The organism is Shewanella denitrificans OS217, from assembly GCF_000013765.1.
GTDB classification, from domain to species: Bacteria; Pseudomonadota; Gammaproteobacteria; order Enterobacterales; family Shewanellaceae; genus Shewanella; species Shewanella denitrificans.
Genome location: NC_007954.1, coordinates 3,187,042 through 3,212,743, shown reverse-complemented (window position 1 = coordinate 3,212,743; position 25,702 = coordinate 3,187,042). Strand labels below are relative to the sequence as shown.

26 protein-coding genes are annotated in these 25,702 nt (G+C 39.6%); 25 read left to right on the top strand and 1 reads right to left on the bottom strand.

The window, feature by feature from the left end:
• The first annotated feature begins 8 nt into the window (after window positions 1-8).
• The 4 genes from SDEN_RS13935 (at window position 9) to SDEN_RS13920 (ending at window position 3,703) form a co-directional block, all read left to right on the top strand.
• Entirely contained in the window at window positions 9-1,121 is a 1,113-nt protein-coding gene (locus SDEN_RS13935; protein WP_011497110.1) for a PilT/PilU family type 4a pilus ATPase, read from the top strand.
• 410 nt (window positions 1,122-1,531) lie between these two features.
• A complete protein-coding gene (locus tag SDEN_RS13930; protein WP_232279971.1) occupies window positions 1,532-2,062 on the top strand; it encodes a glutathione peroxidase in 531 nt (176 codons plus the stop codon).
• 109 nt (window positions 2,063-2,171) lie between these two features.
• Window positions 2,172-3,188 (top strand): ferrochelatase, encoded by a 1,017-nt coding sequence (gene hemH, locus SDEN_RS13925; protein ID WP_011497108.1) that lies wholly within the window; start codon window positions 2,172-2,174, stop codon window positions 3,186-3,188.
• Window positions 3,188-3,703, top strand: coding sequence for a GNAT family N-acetyltransferase (locus SDEN_RS13920; RefSeq protein WP_011497107.1), 516 nt, complete (start codon window positions 3,188-3,190; stop codon window positions 3,701-3,703). The genes hemH and SDEN_RS13920 overlap by 1 nt, the downstream gene beginning before the upstream one ends.
• Before the next feature lie 31 nt (window positions 3,704-3,734).
• Here SDEN_RS13920 and SDEN_RS13915 read toward each other — a convergent pair whose 3' ends face one another.
• Entirely contained in the window at window positions 3,735-4,292 is a 558-nt protein-coding gene (locus SDEN_RS13915; protein WP_011497106.1) for a DUF4136 domain-containing protein, read from the bottom strand.
• Window positions 4,293-4,628: 336 nt separating this feature from the next.
• Here SDEN_RS13915 and yciH point away from each other — a divergent pair, with 336 nt between their 5' ends.
• From yciH to SDEN_RS13810, 21 genes are all read left to right on the top strand, one after another.
• Window positions 4,629-4,958, top strand: coding sequence for a stress response translation initiation inhibitor YciH (yciH, locus tag SDEN_RS13910; RefSeq protein WP_041405816.1), 330 nt, complete (start codon window positions 4,629-4,631; stop codon window positions 4,956-4,958).
• A 24-nt stretch (window positions 4,959-4,982) separates the two neighbouring features.
• Window positions 4,983-5,537: a YqgE/AlgH family protein gene (locus SDEN_RS13905; protein ID WP_011497104.1), complete on the top strand. Its 555-nt coding sequence runs from the start codon at window positions 4,983-4,985 to the stop codon at window positions 5,535-5,537.
• 157 nt (window positions 5,538-5,694) lie between these two features.
• Window positions 5,695-6,120: a Holliday junction resolvase RuvX gene (ruvX, locus tag SDEN_RS13900; protein ID WP_011497103.1), complete on the top strand. Its 426-nt coding sequence runs from the start codon at window positions 5,695-5,697 to the stop codon at window positions 6,118-6,120.
• 273 nt (window positions 6,121-6,393) lie between these two features.
• A complete protein-coding gene (rfaH, locus tag SDEN_RS13895) occupies window positions 6,394-6,894 on the top strand; it encodes a transcription/translation regulatory transformer protein RfaH (RefSeq protein ID WP_011497102.1) in 501 nt (166 codons plus the stop codon).
• 818 nt (window positions 6,895-7,712) lie between these two features.
• Entirely contained in the window at window positions 7,713-10,472 is a 2,760-nt protein-coding gene (locus SDEN_RS13890; RefSeq protein ID WP_011497101.1) for an SLBB domain-containing protein, read from the top strand.
• Between the two features lie 88 nt (window positions 10,473-10,560).
• The gene (locus SDEN_RS13885) at window positions 10,561-10,956 is read left to right on the top strand and encodes a four helix bundle protein (RefSeq protein WP_011497100.1); all 396 of its coding nucleotides are present in this window, start codon (window positions 10,561-10,563) and stop codon (window positions 10,954-10,956) included.
• Between the two features lie 100 nt (window positions 10,957-11,056).
• Window positions 11,057-12,031 (top strand): Wzz/FepE/Etk N-terminal domain-containing protein, encoded by a 975-nt coding sequence (locus SDEN_RS13880; protein WP_011497099.1) that lies wholly within the window; start codon window positions 11,057-11,059, stop codon window positions 12,029-12,031.
• 299 nt (window positions 12,032-12,330) lie between these two features.
• Window positions 12,331-13,950, top strand: a complete 1,620-nt coding sequence (locus tag SDEN_RS13875; protein ID WP_011497098.1) for a pyruvate carboxyltransferase — start codon at window positions 12,331-12,333, stop codon at window positions 13,948-13,950.
• Window positions 13,934-14,605, top strand: a complete 672-nt coding sequence (locus SDEN_RS13870; RefSeq protein ID WP_011497097.1) for an HAD family hydrolase — start codon at window positions 13,934-13,936, stop codon at window positions 14,603-14,605. Before SDEN_RS13875 ends, SDEN_RS13870 begins: the two co-directional genes overlap by 17 nt.
• A 9-nt stretch (window positions 14,606-14,614) precedes the next feature.
• A complete protein-coding gene (gene kdsB / locus SDEN_RS13865) occupies window positions 14,615-15,337 on the top strand; it encodes a 3-deoxy-manno-octulosonate cytidylyltransferase (protein WP_011497096.1) in 723 nt (240 codons plus the stop codon).
• Between the two features lie 42 nt (window positions 15,338-15,379).
• Window positions 15,380-16,408 (top strand): sulfotransferase domain-containing protein, encoded by a 1,029-nt coding sequence (locus SDEN_RS13860; RefSeq protein WP_198134600.1) that lies wholly within the window; start codon window positions 15,380-15,382, stop codon window positions 16,406-16,408.
• A 102-nt stretch (window positions 16,409-16,510) separates the two neighbouring features.
• A complete protein-coding gene (locus tag SDEN_RS13855) occupies window positions 16,511-17,875 on the top strand; it encodes a lipopolysaccharide biosynthesis protein (RefSeq protein ID WP_198134599.1) in 1,365 nt (454 codons plus the stop codon).
• Window positions 17,872-18,960 (top strand): dTDP-glucose 4,6-dehydratase, encoded by a 1,089-nt coding sequence (gene rfbB / locus SDEN_RS13850; RefSeq protein ID WP_011497093.1) that lies wholly within the window; start codon window positions 17,872-17,874, stop codon window positions 18,958-18,960. Before SDEN_RS13855 ends, rfbB begins: the two co-directional genes overlap by 4 nt.
• Before the next feature lie 84 nt (window positions 18,961-19,044).
• On the top strand, window positions 19,045-19,914 hold the full coding sequence (gene rfbA, locus SDEN_RS13845) for a glucose-1-phosphate thymidylyltransferase RfbA (RefSeq protein WP_011497092.1): 870 nt from the start codon (window positions 19,045-19,047) through the stop codon (window positions 19,912-19,914).
• Window position 19,915: 1 nt separating this feature from the next.
• The gene (gene rfbD / locus SDEN_RS13840; RefSeq protein WP_011497091.1) at window positions 19,916-20,791 is read left to right on the top strand and encodes a dTDP-4-dehydrorhamnose reductase; all 876 of its coding nucleotides are present in this window, start codon (window positions 19,916-19,918) and stop codon (window positions 20,789-20,791) included.
• A complete protein-coding gene (gene rfbC, locus SDEN_RS13835; protein ID WP_011497090.1) occupies window positions 20,792-21,331 on the top strand; it encodes a dTDP-4-dehydrorhamnose 3,5-epimerase in 540 nt (179 codons plus the stop codon).
• Between the two features lie 13 nt (window positions 21,332-21,344).
• Window positions 21,345-22,259 carry a WxcM-like domain-containing protein gene (locus SDEN_RS20960; RefSeq protein ID WP_011497089.1) on the top strand — a complete coding sequence of 305 codons (915 nt, stop codon included), beginning with the start codon at window positions 21,345-21,347 and terminating at the stop codon, window positions 22,257-22,259.
• Window positions 22,259-23,362 (top strand): DegT/DnrJ/EryC1/StrS family aminotransferase, encoded by a 1,104-nt coding sequence (locus SDEN_RS13825; protein ID WP_011497088.1) that lies wholly within the window; start codon window positions 22,259-22,261, stop codon window positions 23,360-23,362. The genes SDEN_RS20960 and SDEN_RS13825 overlap by 1 nt, the downstream gene beginning before the upstream one ends.
• A gap of 34 nt (window positions 23,363-23,396) precedes the next feature.
• Window positions 23,397-24,167, top strand: coding sequence for a glucose-1-phosphate cytidylyltransferase (gene rfbF, locus SDEN_RS13820; RefSeq protein ID WP_011497087.1), 771 nt, complete (start codon window positions 23,397-23,399; stop codon window positions 24,165-24,167).
• 4 nt (window positions 24,168-24,171) lie between these two features.
• A complete protein-coding gene (gene rfbG, locus SDEN_RS13815; protein WP_011497086.1) occupies window positions 24,172-25,272 on the top strand; it encodes a CDP-glucose 4,6-dehydratase in 1,101 nt (366 codons plus the stop codon).
• Complete coding sequence (locus SDEN_RS13810) at window positions 25,272-25,700, top strand: hypothetical protein (protein ID WP_011497085.1); 429 nt, start codon at window positions 25,272-25,274, stop codon at window positions 25,698-25,700. Before rfbG ends, SDEN_RS13810 begins: the two co-directional genes overlap by 1 nt.
• Window positions 25,701-25,702: the final 2 nt, after the last annotated feature.

Here is a 25,702-nt window from a genome sequence, read left to right as displayed (position 1 = left end):
AAAGCCCCATGGATGTTATTCCTTTTTTAAAAGTCATGGTGGAGCGCAAAGCCTCGGATCTCTTCATTACCGCAGGTTTTCCACCAAGCGCGAAAATCGATGGTGAACTACGCCAATTAACCGAAGAAAGCTTGAATCCGGCGCAGTCACTGGCCTTTGTCGAAGCCTTGATGACGGATGTACAGAAAAAAGAGTTTCACGACACCAGTGAGTGTAACTTTGCCTTTGCAGAAAAAGAATTAGGTCGATTTCGTGTTAGCGCCTTTTGGCAGCGAGAATCTGCAGGCTGCGTGATGCGCCGCATCGAGACAAAAATCCCTGAGGTGGATGACTTAAAATTACCGCCAATTTTAAAAGATTTAGTCATGAGTAAACGCGGCCTTATCATCATGGTGGGCGGTACGGGTACGGGTAAGTCGACATCACTTGCAGCGTTAGTGGGCTATCGTAACGCCCATTCAAGGGGGCATATATTAACCATCGAAGATCCGGTGGAATTTGTCCACGATCATAGACGCAGCATCATCACCCAGCGAGAGGTGGGCATAGATACAGAATCTTTTGATGCGGCGCTTAAAAGCTCGCTCCGTCAAGCCCCTGATGTGATTTTAATTGGTGAAATTCGCAGCCAAGAAACCATGGAGTTTGCACTGTCGTTCGCTGAAACTGGTCACCTGTGTATGGCAACCTTGCACGCAAACAATGCCAACCAGGCGCTCGATCGCATCATGCACTTGGTACCAGAAAGTAAGCATCATCAATTGCTGTTCGATTTGTCACTGAACCTAAGGGGCATAGTAGCGCAGCAGTTAGTGGCAAAATCTGACGGTAGCGGACGTCGCGCCGCGATCGAAGTGCTGATCAACACCCCTAGGGTGTCCAGCATTATCGCGAAGAATGAGCTGCACTTACTTAAAGAAACCATGGCAAAGTCAAACGAGCAAGGCATGCAGACCTTCGATCAGGCCTTACTTAAACTCTACGCCGAGGGTGAAATTAGTTATGCCGATGCTTTACACCATGCAGATTCTCCTAACGATTTACGCTTGATGATTAAACTGCAAAATAATGAAACCGGTGGCAGTGGCTTAATGGATGGTGTGACCTTAAATATGGATTAATCACTAACTCAGCGGTTTGTTTGGGCTGTTGGTCATTTTGTCGCATTTGTAAAAGACCATTTATCATGGTCTTTTTGCTTTTTATGGGATAGTGATTAGATATGCCTAATAAAATGATGAAATAACAGTGGCGTTATTCTTTGCTATCAATATGATATTATCTTTCTTGCTTTAAAAATTTTGGCCCAAATTTAGAGACCTCAATCTAGGGACTCACTCTAGAGAATCAAGTAGGCCCCCAAGTTAGGGCTTGAGAAGGCAACAAGATGACTAATAAAAAAATGAAAATAATAAATAAATTAACGTCTTTTTCCGCTCGAGACTTACTCTGTGCTGCTGGATTGATTGGAGTAACATTGGCCATGAGTGTTTCAGCTCACGGGCATGACCCCATCCAATCCAACGCTGAAATGACAGCCTCACCACAGGCAATCTGCCCAGAATATTTAAGGGTGAAAGCCAGAAAGCTGCATTCAGAAAACATCATAGACCTGTGTGAACTCACTCAAGCGAAAGCGGTATTAATAGTCAATACCGCCAGCAATTGTGGTTTTACCCCGCAATTTAAGGCACTCGAGGCCTTACACAAAAAGTATCAAGCTCAAGGCTTGGTGGTCATTGGCTTTCCATCGGATGATTTCTTCCAGGAAGAAAACGATGAAGCAAAGACGGCTGCTGTCTGTTTTATCAACTATGGGGTGAGTTTTACCATGCTGGCGACTTCCCCTGTGAGAGGCCAGGATGCCAATTCGGTATTTCAACACTTAACCGCCAAAAGCGCTTCACCCAAATGGAATTTTTATAAATACCTTGTTAGCCCAGATGGCCAACAGGTGCAGCAGTTTAACTCAAGGGTAAAACCTAGCGGCAGTAAGTTAACTCAAGCCATAGAGACATTGCTTAAACAGCAAGGCGTTCATTCCCAAAGAGTGGTTCAATAAAAATGACAGCCGCAGAGATCTAGATCCTTTAATTGTACGTATCACATCTTTTATTAAAAATTAACTTCTGGAGACTATTTTGGCTAACGTAAGCGGTTTATCAAAAGCAATGGGCCATACAAAAAGAAACAAGACAGGCGTCTTATTGATGAATTTAGGTACGCCCGATGCACCGACAACCAGTGCCGTGAGACGATATTTAGCCGAATTTCTAAGTGACCCTAGGGTAGTGGAAATCCCTAGGCTGTTGTGGCTGCTTATCCTTCATGGCATTATTTTGCGCATTCGTCCGGCAAAGTCTGCGGCCTTGTATAAGGGGATCTGGACTGAGGCTGGCTCTCCTTTATTGGCCATCAGTGAGCGTCAACAAGCTAAATTACAAGGTTACCTTGATGAGCAGCAGCTAACAGATAAAAATGGTCAAGCCGTGAGTGTGCATTTAGCCATGCGTTATGGCTCGCCATCGGTGCAGCAAACCATGCTCCAGATGCACCAAGCAGGCATAGATAACCTAGTGGTGCTGCCCTTGTATCCACAATATGCCGCGCCCACCACGGCTTCTGCATTCGATGCTATTGCTAAGACACTAAGCCAGTGGCGCTATTTGCCCTCATTGCACTTTATTCATACTTATCACGATAATGATGACTACATCTCTGCCTTGTTTGCCTCTATTAAGGCCGATTTTGACACCAATGGGATGCCGGAACGTTTACTGCTGAGCTACCACGGCATGCCTGAGCGAAATCTGCATTTAGGCGATCCATATTACTGCTTCTGCATGAAGACCACGCGGCTTGTGATAGAGAAAATGCAGCAGCAAGGGTTAGTGTTTGACAGTGATTTTGTTGTCACAAGCTTTCAATCCCGCTTTGGTAAGGCTAAATGGTTACAACCTTACACTGATGTGACCTTGGAGGCGCTGGCTTCTGAAGGGGTGCGCAAGATTGCGGTAGCATGCCCAGCATTCAGTGCCGACTGTTTAGAAACTTTAGAGGAAATAGAGCAGGAAAACCGAGAAGTCTTTATTCATGCTGGTGGAGAGTCGTTTCGCTACATCAGTGCTTTAAATGATAATGACGATCATATAGTGATGATGGCCAATTTAGTTAAGCCATATCTTTAATGATAGTGCTACAAACTGAGAGATTGAATCTACGGCATTTTACTGCCGATGATAAGGCCTTCGTACTGGCGTTATATCAGAGCCCTGGATTTTTAAATTATATTGGAGACAGGGGCATCCACTCTGAAGCGGATGCACTCGCCTACATTACTACTCGGCTAATACCGTCATACCAGAACTTGGGCTTTGGGCTGTATTTGGTTGAGCGAAAAGAGGATTTAACTCCAGTCGGGACGTGCGGCTTAGTCAAGCGTGACACCCTTGAACAGGTGGACTTAGGCTATGGCTTTGCCGAGGCATATTTTGGTCAAGGTTTTGCTTATGAAGCCTGCGCAGCGGTTATTGATTATGCCGCCGAGGAGCATGGTTTATCGTCCTTGCTTGCCATAGTGCAATCCGATAACGCCGCTAGCATAACGCTACTGAACAAGCTTAAGTTTCACTATTTAAGATGCCAACAAGTGTTAACGCTGCAGGTGAATATCGACGTCTATCGCTTGTCTGCCATGAAATGACAGACAAGCTAGAAGGTAGGGAAATAACTGATTATTTTGACGCTTTTGGTGGGTAGTTTTTCATCATGGCGCTAATGGCCAGATTAATATTGGCGATTTTTTCTTGGGGTGTGTCTCTATCCTTTATCATGTCAGCGACAGTACCACGCCAGACAAGCTTGCCGGTTTTATTGTCAATTAAATCCACAATCAAGGTGCCGACTTCATATTCTCTGACCACAGTTTGCGTATGCACACTGCCTGCAACGCCCCAACGTGGGCCATAAAACGGGTTATAACCAAAATCTGTGCTGAAAGTATCAACATCGATCTTTTTATCAATCTTGGTGAGATAGTTCACTAACACATCTGCATCCAAGGCCGCCACTTGGCTAAAACCTTTTAAGGCTAATTCATTGGCGACAGCCGCCTTGACCCTTTGATCCATGAGTCCATCTAAATGATAACCACTTTGATCTGTCTTCTTTTCTACCCATGCATAATGTTTGTATTGGGCAAAGCTAACCTCAGGATCGTAATCGTAACTGGTTGAAAGTGTGCTACATGCCGCCAAGCTGAACAGGGCTGCGGCGATTAAAAGAATTCTCATAACGGCTCCAAAATATGACTCATAGATACTCTTGTAGAGGCTTTTGCAGTTTAAAAGTTCAACTGGGTGTTAAGGGTTTCAATCTTTCAAAAGCCGAGTGCTTAACTTACTGTTAATATAGTCTTAATTTTCAAGCTGCGATAGAGTCAGCTAAGATAATTAATCCGTTAAGGTTCAAGGTTGAAAACAGGAGCCATTTTTAGTTGACCATGACGGGTACAGGTTTGATAGTATTTATCCTCAAGTAACGACTTGGGTATAGTAAGATGACTGATAGGTGTATGTTCTTCACGAAAGGATATGCAAAGACAATACAAGAGCAAAAGAGATGTTGATATGAGAGTGGACCCGAATGTTTCATTAGTCTACAGCACAGATTCTGGCCGGATTAATCCTGAACAAGTCTCACAAGAGCCGCCCCAAGGCGATGGTATCGTGCGCATTCATAAGGATGCTAAAGGACGTAAGGGGAAAGGTGTCAGTGTGATCAAAGGCTTAGGGCTAGATGAAAAAGATCTTAAAGCCTTAGCGCAAAAACTTAAAAAGCAGTGTGGCTGTGGCGGAACTGTGAAGGACTTTAGTATCGAAGTGCAAACTGATAACCGTGAGCAGCTTAAAACTTTGCTTGAAAAAATGGATTACAAGGTCAAACTAGCCGGCGGCTAGCCCCTCGCCGTAATAGGACATAAAATGGACAGCCTGAAAAATCACTTGCTTATCGCTATGCCTTCTTTAGATGGTTCGTTTTTCGAGCGGACTGTCATTTATGTGTGTGAGCACGATGAGAAGGGCGCCATGGGCATAGTCATTAATCGGCCCATTGGTTTGAGTGTCGAAGCCTTATTGATACAAATGGACTTAGATGCCGAAGCTAACCTTAGTGATGACGCGCAAGTCTTGATAGGTGGTCCTGTGCTGCCGGACAGGGGGTTTGTACTGCACAGCCCAGAAAAAGTTTGGACCAACAGTGAAGCTGTCAGCGATTACTGCACCTTGACGACCTCAAGAGACATATTGAATGCCATTGGCAGCGCCGATGCACCGAGTCAATTCAAGGTCGCCTTAGGGTATTCTGGTTGGAGTAAAGATCAGTTAGAGCAAGAACTTGCGGATAATACTTGGTTGACGATTAAAGCCTCATCTGAATTGGTGTTTGATGTAGACTATGAACAACTTTGGACTCTCGCCACCAAAGAGCTAGGTTTCGATATTTGGCAGCTTTCAAGCCAGACAGGTCACTGTTAGAGGCATAGGGCGCTTCGCTGCCAGGGCCTAGGACGACCTTCGGTCTTCGGTCTTCGAGGGCGCTACGCTGCTAGAACCTAGAACCTAGACTCTAGAACCTAGAACCTAGACTCTAGAAGGAACGAAGTGACGCCCTAATCATTTAATAATTTAAGAGATGACAATGAATCAAACCGTGTTAGGTTTTGACTATGGCACCAAGAGCATAGGTGTCGCAGTGGGGCAGAGCATAACCGCAAGCGCCAGCCCGTTATTGGCGTTAAAAGCGCAAGATGGCATCCCCAACTGGGATGAAATTGAAAAGCTAATAAAAGAATGGCAACCGGACTTAGTGGTTGTCGGATTACCGCTAAATATGGACGGCACAGAGCAAGATATCACCCAAAGAGCAAAGAAGTTTGCCAATCGCATCAGTGGCCGCTTTGGGGTCAAAGTGCTCACCCAAGATGAGCGTTTAACCACCGCAGATGCCAAGGCGCGCTTGTTTGAACTCGGCGGCTACAAAGCGCTTACTAAAGGGCAGGTCGATGCCGTCTCTGCAGTGCTTATCATAGAGAGTTATTTCGAAAATCAATATGATTGAAAAAGCAGGGTGTCGCTTCGCGACAGCTAGGTGCTCGCAAGCTCGCCGAGAGCGTCGCGTTGCTCCTTCTAGACCCTAGGTTCTAGCAGCGCAGCGTCCTAGCAGACCGAAGGTCGTCCTTCCTTTATTTTCTAGCCTACAAGCCTTACTGCTGTTAGAATCTTGCATTCTGCGAAGGAGTGAACAGCATGACTAATACTAAAGTTGATACTCGCATTCGCCTCTTTGGTCCCGTGTACTTTTAATAGTACCTATAGAAAGGTTAATGTGTGAATGAAAGCTTGGTATTTATTATATTGTAAGCCAAAGAGCGAGCTTAGAGCCCAGCAAAACTTGGCATTACAGCAAGTTGAAAGCTACTTACCTGTGATTAAAGAGCAAAAAACGGCCAGAGGAAAAACCAAGGTCGTTGAAGTGCCGCTGTTCCCCAATTACCTCTTCATTCATTTTGACCCTACAGAATTTAGCGTAAACACCATTCACTCGACTCGAGGGGCTAGCCGCATCATAGGTTGCAAGGAATTAATGACGCCAATTAACGATGCCATCATAGCCGAAATCAAACACAGGGTCGGTAATCACCAAGTGGAACTTCAACCAGAACTTGTTAAAGGCGATAGGGTGCGCTTTATCCAGGGACCTTTCGCCGATTTGGATGCTATTTTCGAGGAGCATAACGGTGATAAACGCTGTCATGTTTTGTTTACCATTATGGGGCAGCAGAAGTCTTTACAAGTGAATTTAGATCAGATAGCGCCAAATGGGGAAGAATAAGTCAATCGAGTTAAAAAATTGAAAGTGTTACGGTAATAATAGAGATTAACTGAATTGGGTGTGAGACATTCGCCATAGCTGAGCCGATATGACTTTCATAAATATCCGTAAATATCTATTTTATTGGTTTAAATTTAATGGCTTATTGGTTTTCAGGTCGGGGAATTACTTGTCATTTTCTGGTCAAAAATAAAACATTAATTACAAGGCTTATGCAACTGAGTGATTAATCTACATAAGTTTTTTATCAGATCAGGTATAATCCTTCGCCTTCAATTTTTACTGCTAGTTTTCATGGCTGTAAATAATTGAAAATTAGTACAAACAATACAGAATTTCGCATAGCGAAGGGCAATATAGAAGCCGCAATCTATGGGCGGTAGCGTGTCTGGAACAGACCATTTTATGAAAAGTTTCATAAAATGAGTGGACGCCGAAACCCGTCTCGGGTGCCACGCGGAACGGTAGCGTGTCCGACACAAATTGTCTGGAACAATTTTGAACAGCTTTAGCTGGCCCGGAGGGTGAATTACAGGATGTAATTCATAAAGGACGAAAGACTAAAAAGTTTTAGTCTTCAGCGGGAGCGGATTGAGCTCAGCGAAATCCTGGAACGGTAGCGTGTCTGAAAGCAGGACGTCGCATTGCGACTGCTAGGTGCTCGCAAGCTCGCCGAGAACGTCGCGTTGCTCCTTCTAGGTCCTAGGTTCTAGCAGCGCAGCGTCCTAGCAGACCGTAGGTCGCCCTTCTTCAGGCAGAACGTCGCTTCGCGACTTACAGGTCGCCCTTATTTTTATTTTTTTCAACGGAGAGAACAGGTGTTACACAAAACAAAAACAATGTTAGTTGCCAGTGTCGCAGCACTATTCCTTTTGGGCAGCCAGGCGCAAGCCGTGACTCCTTCTCCGCAGATGATAGAGCAATTCAAACAGTTGCCAAAATCAGAACAAGAACGTATAGCGAAGCAATATGGCATAGATCCTTCAATGTTGTCAGGGGGCTCGCGCGGCACATCACAGCCCTTGGAAAATCCTAATCTTGTTAACTCAAGAGGTAAGTTTGACAGTGAAAAAGCCTTAGAAGAAGACAAAAAAATAGAATTTGATTTTAAGCAAGATAGCCAAAAAAATGAGTTAAAACGTTTCGGTTATGAAATGTTTGCCGGTGAACCTACCACCTTTGCGCCAGTTTCTGATGTGCCTGTACCCAGTGATTATAAAATTGGCCCTGGAGATGTGCTTAAGGTTCAGTTATATGGCAAAGAAAACCAAGAATACAGCCTAACGGTAGGTCGTGATGGCAGTGTGCAATTTCCAGAATTGGGTCCAATCCAACTGAGCGGCATGAGCTTTTCTGAAGCAAGGGAGTCACTGCAGCAACGTATTAAGCAGCAGATGATTGGCATAGAGTCCAATATCAGCATGGGTGAGCTGCGTTCAATCCGTATTTTTGTTGCGGGCGATGCTTACAAGCCTGGTTCTTATACCGTATCGAGTCTATCCACTATTACCCAAGCCTTGTTTGTGGCGGGCGGGGTAAATGAGATTGGTAGTCTGCGTAATATCCAAGTAAAGCGTCATGGCAAGTTAGTGGGTCACCTTGACTTATATGACTTGTTATTAAGAGGCGATGCCTCTGGCGATATTAACTTACGCTCTGGTGATGTGGTATTTATTCCTGCAGTTGGTTCATTAGTCAGCGTCACCGGTGAAGTGCGTCGCCCCGCTATTTATGAAGTGGCTAATAATGAAACTATAGGCGATATCGTCAATATGGCAGCGGGCGTTAAAGCCGGTGCTTACGCACAAGCCACGAGTTTAGAGCGTTTTAATGATAACGGGCTAAAGAGCATTATCAACCTTGACTTAACCAAAGCTAAAGACAATCAGTTAAAAGCAAAGGCGGGCGATTATATTCGCGTTAAGACGGCTTCGAGTCAATTTGAGAATAGCGTTACCTTAGTTGGCGCAGTGGTTCGAGCGGGTAAGTATCAATGGCACGAAGGGCTCAAAGTAAAAGATATCATTCCTAGTGTGTGGGGCGATTTAGCGCCAACGGCGGATCTTAATTATGCCTTAGTGATCCGTGAAATAAATAAAAACGGCGATATTGAAGTGATTCAATTTGGCCTTGGTGCTGCCATTAGCGATAGCAGTTTAAAAGATAATCTAGTCTTAGCCCCTAGAGATAAAATCTTAGTTTTTAACTATGACGATACAACTCAAAATCGCTTCGAGTTAAATAAGCTGGTTAAGGAAAGAATTGCAAAGGTTGCTGAGCTTAAAGGTGATTCGTTATTGGGAGATGACTTATTTAAAGCAGGCTTTGAAACCATCAACTTTTCGGCCAAGAAAAAACATACCACTGCAGATATAGCTGGCGTGGTGATGACAGATAAAAATGATAATCAGCAACAAGAGCAACAGCGGAAGGCGGTAGCGAACGAAGTTTCTCAAATGCTGGCTAATTTATTCGATGATGTTGAACTGGTAAGACTTAGCAGCGTAATGAGTCGCAACGAATTACTTTATCCCATCATTAATAAACTATACCAACAGGCAAACACACAAAGCAGCATACAAATAGTCGCAGTTGCTGGAAAGGTGCGTCATCCAGGTTTGTATCCATTGAGCCAAAATGGCAGTGTCACTGACTTAATCAAAGCCGCAGGTGGCTTAATTGAAGGCGCTTATATTAAAAAAGCTGAGTTAACTCGGACAATTAATAGTGGCACAAGTTCTGGGATATCCCACATAAGCATAGACTTACAAAGCGCGTTAATCGGCGACCAGCAGGCGAATGTCATGCTTGAAGGACGCGATGTGTTAACGGTACAAACTATTCCGGATTGGCAAGAGTCAAAAAGCATTGAAATCCGTGGTGAAGTTAAATTCCCTGGTACCTATAATATCGGCCGCGGCGAGAGTTTAAGTGATGTGCTAGCCCGTGCTGGCGGTTTAACTGAATATGCATCAGCCAGTGGTGCTGTGTTTGTGCGTGAATCTGTGCGTCAGCAAGAGCAGCTCGAAATCAAAAAGCTAGCCAATCAGCTTCGTCGAGATATAGCCAGCCGTGGTGTTTCTAAAGATGGTTTGCAGGTGAATTACAGTGAAGCCCAGTTGATGTTAACCGATCTTGAGAATATCAAGGCGGTTGGCCGCTTAGTGGTAGACCTTAATGCCCTAAACTTAGGGATTGAAGAAGCCGATCTGCAGTTAGAAGATGCCGACGTGCTTTATGTCCCCGCCGTGAAACAAACGGTTGCAGTGATGGGCGAAGTGCAGCACCCATCTACTCACAGATTTAAGGCCGGTTTGACACTGGATGACTATTTAAACATGTCTGGTGGCAGTCGTGAGCGTGGCGATGACTCACGGATTTATGTAATCAAAGCCGATGGTTCGGTAATGATGCCGCAAAATAGCTTGTGGTTTACTGCCGATACCAACATAGATGCCGGCGATACAGTCATAGTGCCATTAGACACTGAGTACAAAGACAACCTGACCTTGTGGACGCAAGTGACGGGCATCATCTACAACACAGCTGTTGCCATCTCAGCGATATCTGGGCTCTAGCGTAATAAAAGGTACGAGGAGCTAGGTACTAGGTCCTAGAAAACATGCTAGTACTAAGTCTCACTCTAGTTGAACCAAGGATGGTTAAATGAATGCATTTAGTTTTCAGAATTTAGACGTATGGAAGCGATCCAGTAGACTGGCATGTGATATTTATTCTGAATTGAGAAATTGTCGGGATTATGGTTTAAAAGATCAAATGACTCGAGCAGCAATTTCAATACCTTCCAACATTGCGGAGGGGGAAGAGCGAGAATCACATGCTGAGTCTGCGAGATTCTTATATTTTGCGAAGGGCTCATCTGGAGAGTTAGCGACGCAGATTTTTATAGCTATTGAAATAGGCGTTATAGAAAAACAAAACGGATTGAAGCTAATTAATGAAACAAGAGAGATCTCAGCAATGCTTGGTGCATTAATTAAAATAAGAAAAGGTTGCGTGAAAGAAGATGCTGCCGATTATATTGCAGAACCTAGAACCTAGAACCTAGAACCTAGAACCTAGAACCTAGAACCTAGAACCTAGAACCTAGAACCTAGAACCTAGAACCTAGAACCTAGAACAAAAAAGAGACAAACGTTTAATGTCGATAGAAATTAAAAAATACCAACAAGATGTGAACTTCCCATCCACACAGCAGATGGAAAGTTCTGATGAAATCGATCTTCGCGAACTTTTTGCTGTTATCTGGCAAGGCAAGTGGGTAATTATCGCCATTACTGCAATATTTGCTATCGGTTCGGTGATATTCGCATTAAGCCAGCCGAATATCTATAAATCCGAAGCACTATTAGCGCCAGCAGACGCTGAGCAGGGCGGTGGCGGCCTGGCAGCTCTTGCTGGCCAATTTGGCGGACTAGCTTCCATGGCCGGCATCAATCTTGGCGGTGGCGGTGGCGTCGATAAAACCCAGATGGCCATTGAAGTGATGAAGTCGCGCCAATTTACTAGCGAATTTATTCAAAGGCATGACTTACTTGCCGATTTAATGGCTGCAAAGTCATGGGACATGGCAAACGATAAAGTTATTTATGACGTTGATGATTACTTAGTAGATACAAAAAAGTGGATAAGAGAAGTTAATCCGCCTTTTAAACCACAACCATCAATGCAAGAAGCGTATAAAGAATTTTCAAAGCTGGTTTCGATCAATAAAGATAAAGAAACCGGTATGGTTAAACTTGCAGTTGAACATGTTTCACCAACGCTCGCTCAGCAGTGGGTGACCTGGTTGGTTGAGGATATAAATAAGGTGATGAAACAGCGTGATGTACTTGAGGCCATGCGCAGTACTGAGTTTTTAAACAAGCAAATAAGCCTAACTAATATCGCCGATATCCGCTCTATGCTATACAAACTAGTTGAAGAGCAAGCTAAAACCATCATGTTTGCTGAAGTTCGCGATGAATATATATTTAAAACAATCGATCCTGCATTAGTTCAAGAAGAAAAAGCCAAGCCTAAACGCGCATTAATTGTAGTGTTGGGCACTATGCTCGGTGGCATGCTGGGTGTGTTTTTTGTGTTAATCAGACATTTTGTGAGAAAAGAAGATTAATTTTGACAAGCCTATTGGGACTGTTTCACGAAAAATATTGAAAACTAGGCTTTATAGGAGATAGCGGGAATATCACGGTCTTAAAATGGATGAAAAGTGTCTCAGTACTCACATAAGACTGGATTAAATAGTGTTAAATTTCATTTAAAGAACACGTGTCACATACAAGAAGATATGTTATTTAACTCAAATGCAGGTAATTTGACGTCGATATTTGTAATGCTTAAAAAGTACGTAATATTGTTGGCTTTTTTACGTTTTTTAAGTAGTAACTTATGAAGTTCAAAGGAACATGTTTAATGAAAAATTTTAGTATTCTTGATTGTACCCTTCGAGATGGTGGTTATTATAATAATTGGGACTTTTGTCCTGAAGTGGTCAGCGCTTATTTAGATGCAATGGCAAAATCAAAAATTGATTATGTTGAATTAGGATTAAGAAATTTTCCCAAGAAAGGTTTCGATGGCCCATTTGCATATACAACCGAGTCTTTCCTTAAAGGACTTGGTTTGCCTTCTGGCCCAACATATGGCGTGATGGTTGATGCGAAGACAGTTTTAGATGCTCCAATGACAATTGAACAGGCTATAGATAAACTTTTTGTAGATGCCTCTAAAAGTCCTATAAAGCTTGTTCGTGTTGCTGCACATTTTCATGAAGTAGAGCATTCGGGCCCAATTGTCAAAGCTCTTAAAGCTAAAGGATATATTGTTGGTTATAACCTAATGCAAGCTGGAGGTAAGCCTAACGAAGTCATCGCAGCAAAAGCTAAAGTAGCGAGTCAATGGAACAGCTTAGACTCACTTTATTTTGCAGACTCATTGGGTAATATGGACGCAACAGAAGTTACTCGTATTGTTAAAGCATTACGTACCGAATGGTCTGGTGATATCGGCATACATACTCATAATAATATGGGAAAAGCTCTAGACAATACTTTAACAGCCAAAGAACTTGGTGTTAATTGGCTAGATGTAACTGTAACTGGGATGGGACGTGGTGCAGGAAATGCACAAACTGAAAGCTTATTAGCTGTTCTATCCAATGTCACAAATTACTATCTTCCTTCATCTGTATACGAGTTAGTAATTCGTCATTTTGAACAAATGCAAAAAGTTTCTGGCTGGGGGAGTAGCTTATTGTACTTTCTGGGTGCTCAAAATGATGTGCATCCAACCTATATTCAAAATTTAATATCAAACAAGCATTATGGCACAGAAGAAATTGTTGGAGCTATCAACTATTTGAGCCAGCTTGAGGGAACAACATCATATAATGGTGATGTTATGGAATCTGCCATTTCATTTGATACATCTTCAAAAGAAATATCCGGCACAGATTTGTTACTCGGAAAGTTTAAAGGCAAAGAGTTGTTAATTGTTAGTAATGGCCCTAGCCTTTCACGATACCTATCTGAAATTAAGAACTACATAGAAGAACGTAAACCCATCGTTATCGCTATTAATGCTATTAGCACTTTAGCGCCTGAGTTTGTGAATTATTACTGTGTGTCTCATAATAGTAAATTCTTATCTGAGCAAGACGTATATAAAAGTTTAGAGCGTCCATTGATTATGCCTGCTCATAGGTTTACTGATGAAGAGCTGAAAAGTGTATCCAATGAGTTTATAGATTATGGCCTTAATATTGAATCTGATAAATTTATGGTGGCAGATAAAAGTTGCAGCGTGCCTTATGATTTAACTGCCGCGTATGCTTTGGCTATAGCTGTTCACTCGCAAGCGAAAAGCGTTTCCCTCGTAGGCGTTGATGGCTACGAACGCGGTGATATTCGTCAAACTGAAATGTTCGACTTACTGTCAAAATTTAAACTGTTTGCTCCTAACTTAACAATTAAAGCTCTTACTCCAACGAGCTACCCTGTTGAACAAGGGTCTATTTATGCACCCAATCTATAATTACGACCTGTATATTTTTGATTGTGATGGAGTTATTTTAGACTCAAATGCACTTAAGGTTCAAGCTATGAGGGAAGCGCTGTCAGCCCTTCCTTTTACCCCTGAGTTAATTGCTGAATGTGTTGATTATTTTGCTAATAATTTCGGAAAATCACGCTTCCATCACGTTGCTCATTTTTTAGAATACATTCTTAATGTTGAAGAAATAGATAGAGTGTATGTAGAGCAAAAACTACTAGCAGATTTTTCAAACCAATGCCGTACGCTTTATCTTACTGCTGAATTAACACCTAATTTCTTGGAGTTCATAGAGTCATTACCGGGTCGAAAATACGTAGCAAGTGGTTCAGAACAAAGTGAACTACGTGAAGTATTCAAAAATCGTGGGTTAGATCTGCACTTTATTAAAGTATATGGTTCTCCTACAAAGAAATCAGATCTAATAAAAAAGATTATAAGTAAAGAGTCAAATGCAACTGCAGTGATGATTGGTGATGCTGTTTCTGATTTTGAAGCAAGTAAATCTAACAATATAGACTTCTATTGCTATATACCTTATTCAAATGTCGTTGAACGTATGCAAATGCTATCAGAAGATAATAATTTTGAAGTATTAGAACAGTGGCCAATTATAATCAATAATACAAAGGTTTAAGATACTTATATGGAATGCGCAGTTGTTATCCCAGCTAGATATCAATCTAGCCGTTTCCCAGGGAAACCATTAGTTAATATCCTTGGGAAACCAATGATACAGCACGTTTGGGAGCGGTGTTCTGCTGCTGTTGGAGCAGAAAATGTTTATGTAGCAACAGATAATGATAAGATTTATGAAGTATGTAATGCTTTTGGTGCAAAAGTTATTATGACTTCATCCGAATGCTTAACGGGTACAGATAGATTAGCTGAGGCCAATCTGCAGTTGGATTGCGATTTTATCATTAATGTACAGGGCGATGAGCCTTTGATAGAACCTGATGATATTCGAACTGTTATAGCAAAATATAAAGAACAACCAAATACGGTTGTTAATGCGATGTGTGCAATTTATTCAGAAGATGAATTCAGATCCTTTACCGTACCAAAAGTTGTTGTAAGCAAAACTGGTAATTTACTCTATATGAGTCGCTCTCCTATACCAGTCACAAAAAACAATGAGTATACTTTTGGTTATAAGCAAGTTTGTATCTATGCTTTTTCTAAAGAGCATCTAGTCTTTTTTGCTTCTCATAAAGAGAAAACAAAAATTGAGCAGGTTGAGGATATTGAAATATTACGTTTTATAGAGAATGATATTCCAGTACAGATGATAGAAGTGCCAAGTTCTAGTATTGCCGTTGATACTCCAGGAGATGTACAACGTGTAATAATGAGAATGCAAAATTAATAGATTTGTTCTTTATGGAATAGAATGTTGAGTAATTTTAATATGAAAGAAAGTGAAATAAACTATTTGGACCTATCTGGTTATATGTTTTCAGGAAAGTCTGCTTTTTCAGATTTGTTGAGAGAATTTCAGAATTTCTCAGTCCCTGATTATAGAACTGAATTTGATTTGATTCGAATAGGAGGAGGCTTGGCTGAACTTAGATGGGCTTTTGTTGATAATTGGTCGCCTTTACGAGCTGATGCTGCGTTGAAAAAATTCAAAAAAACAATCGCGATATTATCTAGAAGTCCTAAAGGAATACATAAATTTTATCAAGCCGGTTTTGGGTATGAAACACAATATCCAAATATAATTGAAGTAACGAAAGAATTTGTCGATGCGCTATCTCAATATTCATGGTTGATGAAGTCACCATATTCATTGGTAGATTTATCACCTTTTGAAGTTTTTAAGACAAAGTTTATTGCAAAAATAAAAAAAGAATTTCCATGGCCTGATATTGATTTTAATTTAACAGAAAGAACAAATTTTGATCTTTATGCAAAACGTTATGTTAACCGCCTGCTTACAAATGGATTAAATCGGAACTCATCTACAATTGTAACTCATAATGCTTTAGAACCTTATAATCCTATGGCTGGCTTTCCTTTTTTTGATAACATCAAATCTATTGTCGTTGACCGTGATATACGTGATATATATATGACTTCAATTACAAGTTCTAATGGTTATAATGTCGATGTCAGTACTTTTTCAAAAATTGCGGGTTCATTTGATATAGATCTGTTCATTCAGAGACAAAAGACAATGAGAAAGATAGTTTCTGATAAAGAAAATGGCAAGGTCCTAAGAGTAAATTTTGAAGATTTAGTTTTTGATTATGATAAAACAGTGATTAAAGTTGTGAAGTTTTTAGGTTTGGAGCTTGATGAACATAAGTATAAGAAAGAATTCTTTAATCCAATGTGTTCAATAAAAAACACAAAGTTATGGGGAAAAGCTGACAAAAATATATTGGCTAATATATTGAAAATAGAAAAGTCATTGCCAGAATATTGTTATCTGTGAGTATTTGCATTGAATAAAAATAATTTTAAGGTATCTAGTATATTATATACTCTAGGCAGTATATTCAGCGCTTCGATTAGTTTTATATTTCTACCTGTATTCATGTCTGAGTTTTCAGTTAGTCAATATGGAACTTATTCTCTTATACTTATATGTAGCTCAATTGGAGCTGCCGTATTTTATTTAGGGGTTACAAGTGCATTAAATCGTTCCTATTTTGATTATCCCGAGCATCAAGATAGAATGAATTGTTTTTACACCACATTAGTCTTATTGGCCTTTGGTGGTGGATTGCAAATTATACTGGGTTATATTTTTGCAGATTTTATTTCAATACTTATATTCGATAATGTAACCTGGGCGCAGGGGGTTTTTTACGCACTGATTACTGCCTCATTCGGCTTCATTAATTTTGCCTTTCTAACTTATTTTAGATTAAAAAACGAACCATACCTTTTCCTTTTTTTTAGTATATTAAGTGTGTTTGGCAATATAGTTGGTATTTATTACTTTGTTATTTTTGAGGGAATGGGTGTTATTGGGGCATTAATTGGTCCTTTAGTTTCTCAGGTTATAATTTTTATTGTATTTTTTTTGTTTCACTATCGATTATTTTTCCAATCAAAATTCATGAGAAAAGAAGCCGTTTTACAATTGAATTATGGTTTCTATACAGTATTATCAAGTCTAGGTGGCTTGACAATATTGTGGGCTGACCAATTTTTTATCAATAAATATCTTAGTATCAATGATGTAGGTGTTTATTCACTATCGGTTAAGTTAGCAGGAATTATTACTGTTATTTTCACGACACCATTTATTCAGGTTTTCAACCCAATAGTAATGGAGCAAAGGGAAAGTAATGGTGTTAAGGTATTAATTTCGAAAACTTATGAAAGTTATGTTCTAATAGGATTGTTTTTATCTATACTAATATCTTTTGCGGCAGAAGAATTTGTGTATCTTTTTGGTAAACACGCAGGTTATGCAGAATCAATAATTTATATATTTCCATTAATGCTATCTGTTTGTATTTATGGACTTGTTAACGTTGTTTCCATTGGTCTTTCTTTTAAAAGAAAGTTAGGTCGTCAAACTCTTGTTTATTTTGCATTCTCTTTGGTTAATATCATTTTAAATGTATTTCTTATTCCTGCATTCGGGATTTGGGGCGCGATCTTAAGCACTTTTGTAACGTATTTTTTGATAACTGTATCGTTAGGGATTGTTTCAAATCATCTTTATAAAGTAAAATATTCGCCTGCAATTACTTGGTTTGTTATTGTGTCATCTGTTTTGTTTTTTTTCATAAACTCCCAGTTTGTTGGCAGTGATATTGTTTATAGAATGTCTTATAAGTGTATCGTCTTCTTGTTGATTATTTTTTATGTGGAACATAAGTTTAAGTTGATAGAGAAAATCGCGCATAATTTCTTGAAGTCGAAAAGTAATAAAGGAGCAACATGAAGATACTTGTAACAGGCGGTGCAGGTTTTATTGGTTCATCGGTAGTTCGTTATATTATTAATAATACTAAAGATACAGTAATTAATCTCGATAAATTGACTTATGCAGGTAACCTTGAGTCTCTAGTCAGCATCGAAAATGATGAAAGATACATTTTCGAGCAAGTCGATATTTGCAACCTTGTTGATTTAGTCAGAGTGTTTAAAGAGCATCAACCAGATGCGGTTATGCACTTAGCTGCAGAGTCTCATGTTGATCGCTCGATCACTGGACCGTCAGACTTTATTCAAACTAATATTGTTGGCACCTATACGCTACTTGAAGCCGCTCGAGCCTATTGGAATACCCTAGCTGATGATGCTAAAAAAGCCTTTAGGTTCCATCATATCTCGACAGACGAGGTTTATGGCGATCTACCACATCCAGACGATATTGAAGATAGTATCGAGTCTTCACCCAATAAGAAGTTGCCGTTATTTACCGAAACGACATCATATGAACCTTCTAGTCCGTATTCGGCATCAAAAGCTTCAAGCGATCATTTAGTCAGAGCCTGGCACCGTACCTATGGTTTACCAACCCTTGTGACGAACTGCTCTAACAACTACGGTCCGTATCATTTTCCTGAGAAGTTGATCCCGTTAGTGATTTTAAATGCCTTAGAGGGCAAGCCATTACCTATTTATGGTAAGGGCGATCAAATTCGAGATTGGCTGTATGTTGAAGACCATGCTCGAGCACTCTATAAAGTGGTTACAGAGGGTAAAGTGGGTGAAACTTATAATATTGGTGGTCACAACGAGAAACAAAATATTGAAGTGGTAAATACTATTTGCAGTATTTTAGATACGTTAGTCCCTAAAAGTACCCCGTATGCAGAGCAAATCACCTTTGTAGCTGATCGCCCTGGTCATGACCGTCGTTATGCTATTGATGCAACTAAAATACACAAAGAATTAAATTGGTTGCCAGAAGAAACATTTGAAACAGGTTTACGTAAAACTATCGAATGGTATTTAGCTAACCAAAACTGGTGCCAGCATGTACAAGATGGTAGCTACCAACGCGAACGTCTAGGTATTTAACCAGCACTTGCTGTTGCATTGACCTAAAGTCCTAGTTTTAATTTCTATAACCTAGGGCCTATTAATCTAGGAACTTATTTAAATATGAAAGGCATTATTCTCGCCGGTGGTTCAGGGACGCGTTTATATCCATTGACTCGTGGTGTATCTAAACAGTTATTGCCAATATATGACAAACCAATGATCTACTATCCATTGTCAGCATTAATGCTAGCAGGCATTCGCGATATCTTGATTATTACTACGCCAGAAGACAATGAAGCTTTTAAGCGTTTATTAGGTGATGGTTCAGATTTCGGCATTAATTTAAGCTATGAAATTCAGCCATCACCAGATGGCTTAGCACAAGCTTTTATTATCGGTGCAGAATTTATCGGTAAAGACGGTGTGTGTTTAGTCTTGGGTGATAATATTTTCTATGGCCAGTCTTTTAGTAAAACGCTGAAGAATGCGGCTAATAAAGATAGAGGGGCTACAGTTTTTGGTTATCAAGTGAAAGATCCTGAACGTTTCGGGGTGGTTGAATTTGACCAAGATATGAAAGCAATTTCGATAGAAGAAAAGCCATTGAAACCTAAGTCAAATTATGCGGTAACAGGACTTTATTTTTATGACAACAGAGTCATAGAAATGGCAAAGACTGTCAAACCTTCGCTCCGCGGTGAGTTAGAAATTACAAGCTTAAATGAAATGTATTTAAATGATGGTAGTCTGAGTGTCGAGTTATTAGGTCGCGGCTTTGCTTGGCTAGACACGGGAACTCACGAGAGCTTGCACGAGGCATCTTCCTTTGTGCAAACTATTGAGAATGTACAAGGCCTTAAAGTAGCTTGTTTAGAAGAAATTGCGTTACGTAATGGTTGGTTAAGTTCGCAGCAACTTTTAGAACTAGCTAAACCTATGATGAAGAATAATTATGGTCAATATTTAGCTCGATTAGCTAACGGATTATAATATGAGGATCTTAATCACAGGCAAGAATGGTCAAGTAGGGAGTTGCTTAGTTGAACTTCTCGATGCAGAGACTGATCTAACGTTTTTAGCATTAGACCGCGAACAGCTTGATATTACCGATGCCAATGAAGTCAGTAAAGTCGTTGCAGAGTTTAAGCCTGACATCATTATTAATGCAGCTGCTTATACTGCAGTTGATAGAGCAGAAAAAGAATGTGAGTTGGCCTATGCAATAAATCGAGATGGTCCTTATAATCTTGCACTTGCAGCCAATGATGTCAATGCACTTATTATCCATCTTTCTACAGATTATGTATTCTCAGGAAATAGCTCTGAGTCCTATGTCGAATCCGATAAAACTGGGCCTCAGAGTGAATATGGTCGTAGTAAACTTGCTGGCGAACAAGCTGTAGTACTTGCCTGCTCAAGGCATATTATATTACGAACAGCATGGGTCTTTGGGGAACACGGTAATAACTTCGTTAAAACAATGCTTCGCCTCGCTAAAACAAGAGACACTTTAGATGTTGTGGCCGACCAGTTTGGTGGACCTACCTATGCAGGGGATATTGCTAAGGCTATTTTAGCTATATCAAATCAAGTTATGAAGGGCAATCAAGCTTATGGTGTATATCATTACTCTGGTTTTCCACATGTAAGTTGGTATGATTTTGCTAAAACTATTTTTAGCACAGCGCTACAGCAAGGTTTTTTGAAAAACACAATTCAAGTTAGACCAATAACTACACTGGATTACCTAACTCCAGCTAAACGGCCTGCAAATTCCCGATTAGATTGCCATAAAATTAACATTGCCTTCGTTATTGAACAAAGTGATTGGCAGAGTGCATTAAAACAGATTGATGAGTATTCATAGATGAAAGTTATTGATACAAAAATACCCGATGTGAAAATCATTGAACCACTAGTGTATGGCGATGAACGTGGTTTTTTTATGGAAACATGGCGACAAAATGAATTTGAAGAAAAAGTCGCCAAAAAACCTTGCTCTTTTGTTCAAGATAATCACACAAAATCTAAGAAAGGTATTCTTCGAGGTTTGCATTACCAAACTGAAAATGCTCAAGGTAAACTTGTACGCGTTGTTTCCGGTGAGGTGTTTGATGTGGCGGTTGATATTAGAAAAGACTCATTAACATATGGTCAATGGGTTGGGGTGTATTTATCTGCCGAAAATAAGCGACAATTATGGGTGCCAGAAGGGTTTGCCCATGGCTTTTATGTCACCAGTGATGAGGCTGAGTTTGTCTATAAATGTACTGAATATTATAACCCTAGTTCGGAAGTGAGTATATTTTGGGATGATAAAAGTTTAAATATTCACTGGCCGTTAATTGATAGGCCTTTGTTATCGAGTAAAGATGAAAGCCTAGCAATACATTTCAATCAATTATAAAATCAGGTGAAAAATGATTCATAAATTAGCAGATGTTCAATCTCAAAATATTGGTGACAATACCAAAGTCTGGCAGTTTTGCGTTATATTAGCCGGTGCTGTTATAGGTAGGAATTGTAATATTTGCGCAAATTCACTAATTGAAAATGATGTGGTTATTGGTGATAATGTCACCATTAAATCAGGTGTTCAAATTTGGGATGGTATACATATTCAAGATGATGTGTTTATTGGACCCAATGTAACCTTCACTAATGATAAGCAACCACGTTCAAAAATTTATCCTGATGAATATTTGAAAACAATAGTTAAAAAAGGTGCATCTATAGGTGCGAATTCAACCATTTTACCAGGTATTCTTATAGGCGAAAATGCAATGGTTGGTGCTGGGGCTGTTATAACCAAAAATGTTCCTGACAATGCTATTGTAATTGGTAATCCAGGGAGGATTACTGGTTATGTTGAAGCAAACACAGGCGTAATTATGCCTAGCAATAATTTCGAATTAAAATTGCAGATGTCAAAGGTTAAAGGCGTCTCACTACATAAGTTTCACTTAGTTAACGATTTAAGAGGTAATTTATCAGTTGGTGAATTTGAGAAGGATATTCCGTTTACTCCTAAGAGATATTTTACCGTCTTCGGTGTACCTAACAAAGAAGTGAGAGGGGAGCACGCACATAAAGAGTGTAAACAATTTTTGATATGTGTAAGTGGGAACTGTAGTGTTTTAGTGGATGATGGTGAAAATAGAGAAGAATATGTTCTAGATAGTATTGATAAAGGGATATATTTACCTCCAATGACATGGGGCGTTCAATATAAATATTCAAAAGATGCCGTACTCTTGGTTTTTGCTTCTCATTACTATGATTCTGATGATTACATTCGTGATTATTCAACTTTTAAACAAATGAGACAAAACTAATGATTCCATTTTTAGATTTGAAAGCAATCAACGGCCAATATTCTGATGAATTAAAACAAGCTTGCTCTCGTGTTATCGATTCAGGTTGGTACATAATGGGGAGTGAGCTGACTAATTTTGAAAGCGAATTTGCTGATTATTGTGGCACCCAATATGCGGTTGGAGTCGCAAATGGATTGGATGCACTTACATTAACCTTGCGTGCTTGGAAAGAGATGGGAAAACTGCAAGAAGGTGATGAGGTGATTGTTCAAGCGAATACCTATATCGCTTCTATCTTGGCGATTACAGAAAATAGACTAAAGCCTGTATTGGTTGAGCCTGATTGCAACAGCTTTAACCTAACTCCCGAAGGGATCAAGGCTGCTATAACACCTAAAACTAAAGTTATCTTACCCGTTCATCTTTATGGCCAAATCTCACCTATGGTCGAGATTATGCAAATAGCTAATGAACATAACTTACTAGTATTAGAGGATTGTGCTCAGTCTCATGGTGCAATGATAGATGGAAAAAAATGTGGTACTTGGGGGGACGCGGGTGCATTTAGCTTCTATCCAGGGAAAAATTTAGGAGCATTAGGTGATGCTGGCGCGGTAACTACAGATGATGATGAGCTAAATGAAGTGCTAATTGCTTTACGTAATTACGGTTCACACGAAAAATATAAGAATAAATACAAAGGTGTTAATAGCCGTTTAGATGAGATTCAAGCAGCTATGCTACAAGTTAAATTGAAGTATTTAGACCTTGAAATATCGGCTAGGCGAAATATAGCGAAAGCATATACAAGTGAAATTAATAATCCACAAATAATATTGCCAACAGTTGAGGTTGAAAGTGGCCACGTTTGGCATTTATATGTAGCTAAATGTACTCATAGATCGAAGTTTCAGAAATATTTAATGGAAAAGGGAATTCAAACGTTGGTTCATTATCCCATTCCTCCACATAAACAAGGTGCATATATTGAGATGTCAAATTGTAAGTTTGACATCTCTGAAAAGTTACATGAAGAGGTTATTTCTTTACCTATAAGTCCTGTTATGAGCTTAGGTGATGTTAGAAAAGTAATATGTGCAGTGAATGAATTTGAGATTTAATAGATAAAAATCATATAGAAATTTAAGGAAAGTTATGAAAGTATTATTATTAGCAGGTGGATTAGGGACACGGCTATCAGAGGAAACGGATCTTAAACCTAAACCTATGGTTGAGATAGGAGGTAAGCCGATCCTGTGGCACATTATGAAAATGTATTCGCAACATGGTTATAATGAATTCGTTGTATTATTAGGTTACAAAGGTTATTACGTTAAGGAATACTTTGCGAATTACTTTTTACATCAAAGTGACGTAACTATAGATTTATCAACAAATGAGATGAAAATTCAGAAAAACACATCCGAGCCATGGACTGTGACTTTGCTCGACACTGGTGTTAATAGCATGACCGGCGGGCGTGTTAAAAGAGCGCAAGAGATCATAGGTAATGAACCATTCATGTTAACTTATGGCGATGGAGTTTCGGACGTTAATATTACTGAATTAGTCGATTTTCATAAAAGTCATGGAAAGGCTATAACTATGACATCTGTGCAACCAGATGGTCGTTTTGGGGCTATTGAAATTGAAGGGAATAGAATTACAAATTTCCTTGAAAAACCAAAAGGTGATGGCTCTTGGATTAATGGTGGATTCTTCGTTTGTGAGCCATCAGTATTTGATTATATTAAAGAAGGCGATTCAACTGTTTTCGAGCAAGCACCTTTACAAAATTTAGCAAAAGATGGAGAGTTATTTTCCTATAAACATAATGGTTTTTGGAAGTGTATGGATACGCTAAAAGATAAAAATGAGTTAGATGCCATGCTACAGTCAAATAAAGCTAAGTGGAAGAGTTGGTAATTATATGTTTGGAAGTATTTATAATGGGAAAAAAGTCTTAATTACTGGACATACAGGTTTTAAAGGAACCTGGTTAACAGCTTGGTTGCTTGAGCTCGGTGCAGAGGTTTGTGGTTTATCAATTGATATTCCAACAAAACCATCGATGTTTGAAGAACTAGAACTTGAAAAGAAAATTACACATCATATTGCCGATATACGTGATTTAAATACTATAACAAAAATCATTACTGATTTTAAACCTGATTTTCTTTTTCATCTAGCAGCTCAGCCGATAGTATCTTTATCTTATAGTAACCCTTTAGAGACTATTTCAACGAATGTAATGGGAACTGCTAATGTCCTTGAGGTTCTTCGAAAGTTTACGCATAAATGTTACGCAGTAATTATTACTAGTGATAAGTGCTATGAAAACGTTGAATGGGTCTGGGGATATAAAGAGACTGACGCTGTTGGTGGTCGTGACATTTATAGTGGTTCAAAAGGTGCTGCTGAAGTTATTTTCCATGCTTATCAACAATCATTTTTTCCAACGGCTGATGATAATGTAAGAGTAGCGACAGGCAGAGCTGGTAATGTTATTGGTGGTGGAGATTGGGCGCCTGATCGAATTGTCGCTGATTGTATGCGAGCTTGGAATAAAAATCTCCAGGTCGAAATTAGATGTCCTGATGCTACAAGACCGTGGCAACACGTTTTAGAACCATTAAGTGGTTATTTAGCACTTGGTCAAGGGCTAGCTTTAGATTCAAATAACCATGGGCAACAGTACAATTTTGGCCCAAGATCAGAGCAAAATCATACAGTCAAAGATTTGCTTTCTGATCTAAGTAAATATTGGTATTTTAAAAATACCGATGATGCCTATGTTGTGACCGACAATATCCCCTTTCATGAAGCTGGTTTACTTAAATTAAACTGTGATAAGGCTCTATTTAATTTGAAGTGGGAAGCTAACCTAAATTATAATCAGTGCATTAAATTTGTGAGTGAGTGGTATTACGAGTTTTATCAGAAAGAAAAAGACATGATGAAATTTACTTCTATGCAAATTAATGAATATCAACGAATAGCTAAAGAAAAAAATATATCATGGTGTGACTAATGATTGACGGAATTGTTATTACTCGATTAAAGCGAATATTAAATGAGAAAGGTGATATTTATCATGCTTTAAAAAATTCCGATGAAAGCTTTAGTTCATTTGGTGAAGCATATTTTTCTAGTGTTCATTTAGATGATATTAAAGGCTGGAAAAAACATACGAAAATGATTCTAAACTTAGTTGTACCAGTTGGTAGCATAAGATTTGTTTTCTATGACGATAGATATGAAAGTAATTCGTATGGTGAGTATGTAGATGTCATAGCGTCTCCTGATAATTATGTTCGACTAACAGTCCCTGCTGGTGTCTGGGTTGCATTTCAAGGCGTTGGTTCTGGATTGAATCTGTTACTAAATATTGCCAGTATTGAACATGATCCTTCAGAATCTATTTCAGAGGCATTAAGTTATATTCCTTATAAGTGGTAAAT

Excerpts from the sequence above, each read along its gene's own strand:
- SDEN_RS13935 (WP_011497110.1), top strand. The coding sequence starts at position 9 with ATGGATGTTATTCCTTTTTTAAAAGTCATGGTGGAGCGCAAAGCCTCG.
- SDEN_RS13930 (WP_232279971.1), top strand. The coding sequence starts at position 1,532 with ATGACAGCCTCACCACAGGCAATCTGCCCAGAATATTTAAGGGTGAAA.
- hemH (WP_011497108.1), top strand. The coding sequence starts at position 2,172 with ATGGGCCATACAAAAAGAAACAAGACAGGCGTCTTATTGATGAATTTA.
- SDEN_RS13920 (WP_011497107.1), top strand. The coding sequence starts at position 3,188 with ATGATAGTGCTACAAACTGAGAGATTGAATCTACGGCATTTTACTGCC.
- SDEN_RS13915 (WP_011497106.1), bottom strand. The coding sequence starts at position 4,292 with ATGAGAATTCTTTTAATCGCCGCAGCCCTGTTCAGCTTGGCGGCATGT.
- yciH (WP_041405816.1), top strand. The coding sequence starts at position 4,629 with ATGAGAGTGGACCCGAATGTTTCATTAGTCTACAGCACAGATTCTGGC.
- SDEN_RS13905 (WP_011497104.1), top strand. The coding sequence starts at position 4,983 with ATGGACAGCCTGAAAAATCACTTGCTTATCGCTATGCCTTCTTTAGAT.
- ruvX (WP_011497103.1), top strand. The coding sequence starts at position 5,695 with ATGACAATGAATCAAACCGTGTTAGGTTTTGACTATGGCACCAAGAGC.
- rfaH (WP_011497102.1), top strand. The coding sequence starts at position 6,394 with ATGAAAGCTTGGTATTTATTATATTGTAAGCCAAAGAGCGAGCTTAGA.
- SDEN_RS13885 (WP_011497100.1), top strand. The coding sequence starts at position 10,561 with ATGAATGCATTTAGTTTTCAGAATTTAGACGTATGGAAGCGATCCAGT.
- SDEN_RS13880 (WP_011497099.1), top strand. The coding sequence starts at position 11,057 with ATGTCGATAGAAATTAAAAAATACCAACAAGATGTGAACTTCCCATCC.
- SDEN_RS13875 (WP_011497098.1), top strand. The coding sequence starts at position 12,331 with ATGAAAAATTTTAGTATTCTTGATTGTACCCTTCGAGATGGTGGTTAT.
- SDEN_RS13870 (WP_011497097.1), top strand. The coding sequence starts at position 13,934 with ATGCACCCAATCTATAATTACGACCTGTATATTTTTGATTGTGATGGA.
- kdsB (WP_011497096.1), top strand. The coding sequence starts at position 14,615 with ATGGAATGCGCAGTTGTTATCCCAGCTAGATATCAATCTAGCCGTTTC.
- SDEN_RS13860 (WP_198134600.1), top strand. The coding sequence starts at position 15,380 with ATGAAAGAAAGTGAAATAAACTATTTGGACCTATCTGGTTATATGTTT.
- SDEN_RS13855 (WP_198134599.1), top strand. The coding sequence starts at position 16,511 with ATGTCTGAGTTTTCAGTTAGTCAATATGGAACTTATTCTCTTATACTT.
- rfbB (WP_011497093.1), top strand. The coding sequence starts at position 17,872 with ATGAAGATACTTGTAACAGGCGGTGCAGGTTTTATTGGTTCATCGGTA.
- rfbA (WP_011497092.1), top strand. The coding sequence starts at position 19,045 with ATGAAAGGCATTATTCTCGCCGGTGGTTCAGGGACGCGTTTATATCCA.
- rfbD (WP_011497091.1), top strand. The coding sequence starts at position 19,916 with ATGAGGATCTTAATCACAGGCAAGAATGGTCAAGTAGGGAGTTGCTTA.
- rfbC (WP_011497090.1), top strand. The coding sequence starts at position 20,792 with ATGAAAGTTATTGATACAAAAATACCCGATGTGAAAATCATTGAACCA.
- SDEN_RS20960 (WP_011497089.1), top strand. The coding sequence starts at position 21,345 with ATGATTCATAAATTAGCAGATGTTCAATCTCAAAATATTGGTGACAAT.
- SDEN_RS13825 (WP_011497088.1), top strand. The coding sequence starts at position 22,259 with ATGATTCCATTTTTAGATTTGAAAGCAATCAACGGCCAATATTCTGAT.
- rfbF (WP_011497087.1), top strand. The coding sequence starts at position 23,397 with ATGAAAGTATTATTATTAGCAGGTGGATTAGGGACACGGCTATCAGAG.
- rfbG (WP_011497086.1), top strand. The coding sequence starts at position 24,172 with ATGTTTGGAAGTATTTATAATGGGAAAAAAGTCTTAATTACTGGACAT.
- SDEN_RS13810 (WP_011497085.1), top strand. The coding sequence starts at position 25,272 with ATGATTGACGGAATTGTTATTACTCGATTAAAGCGAATATTAAATGAG.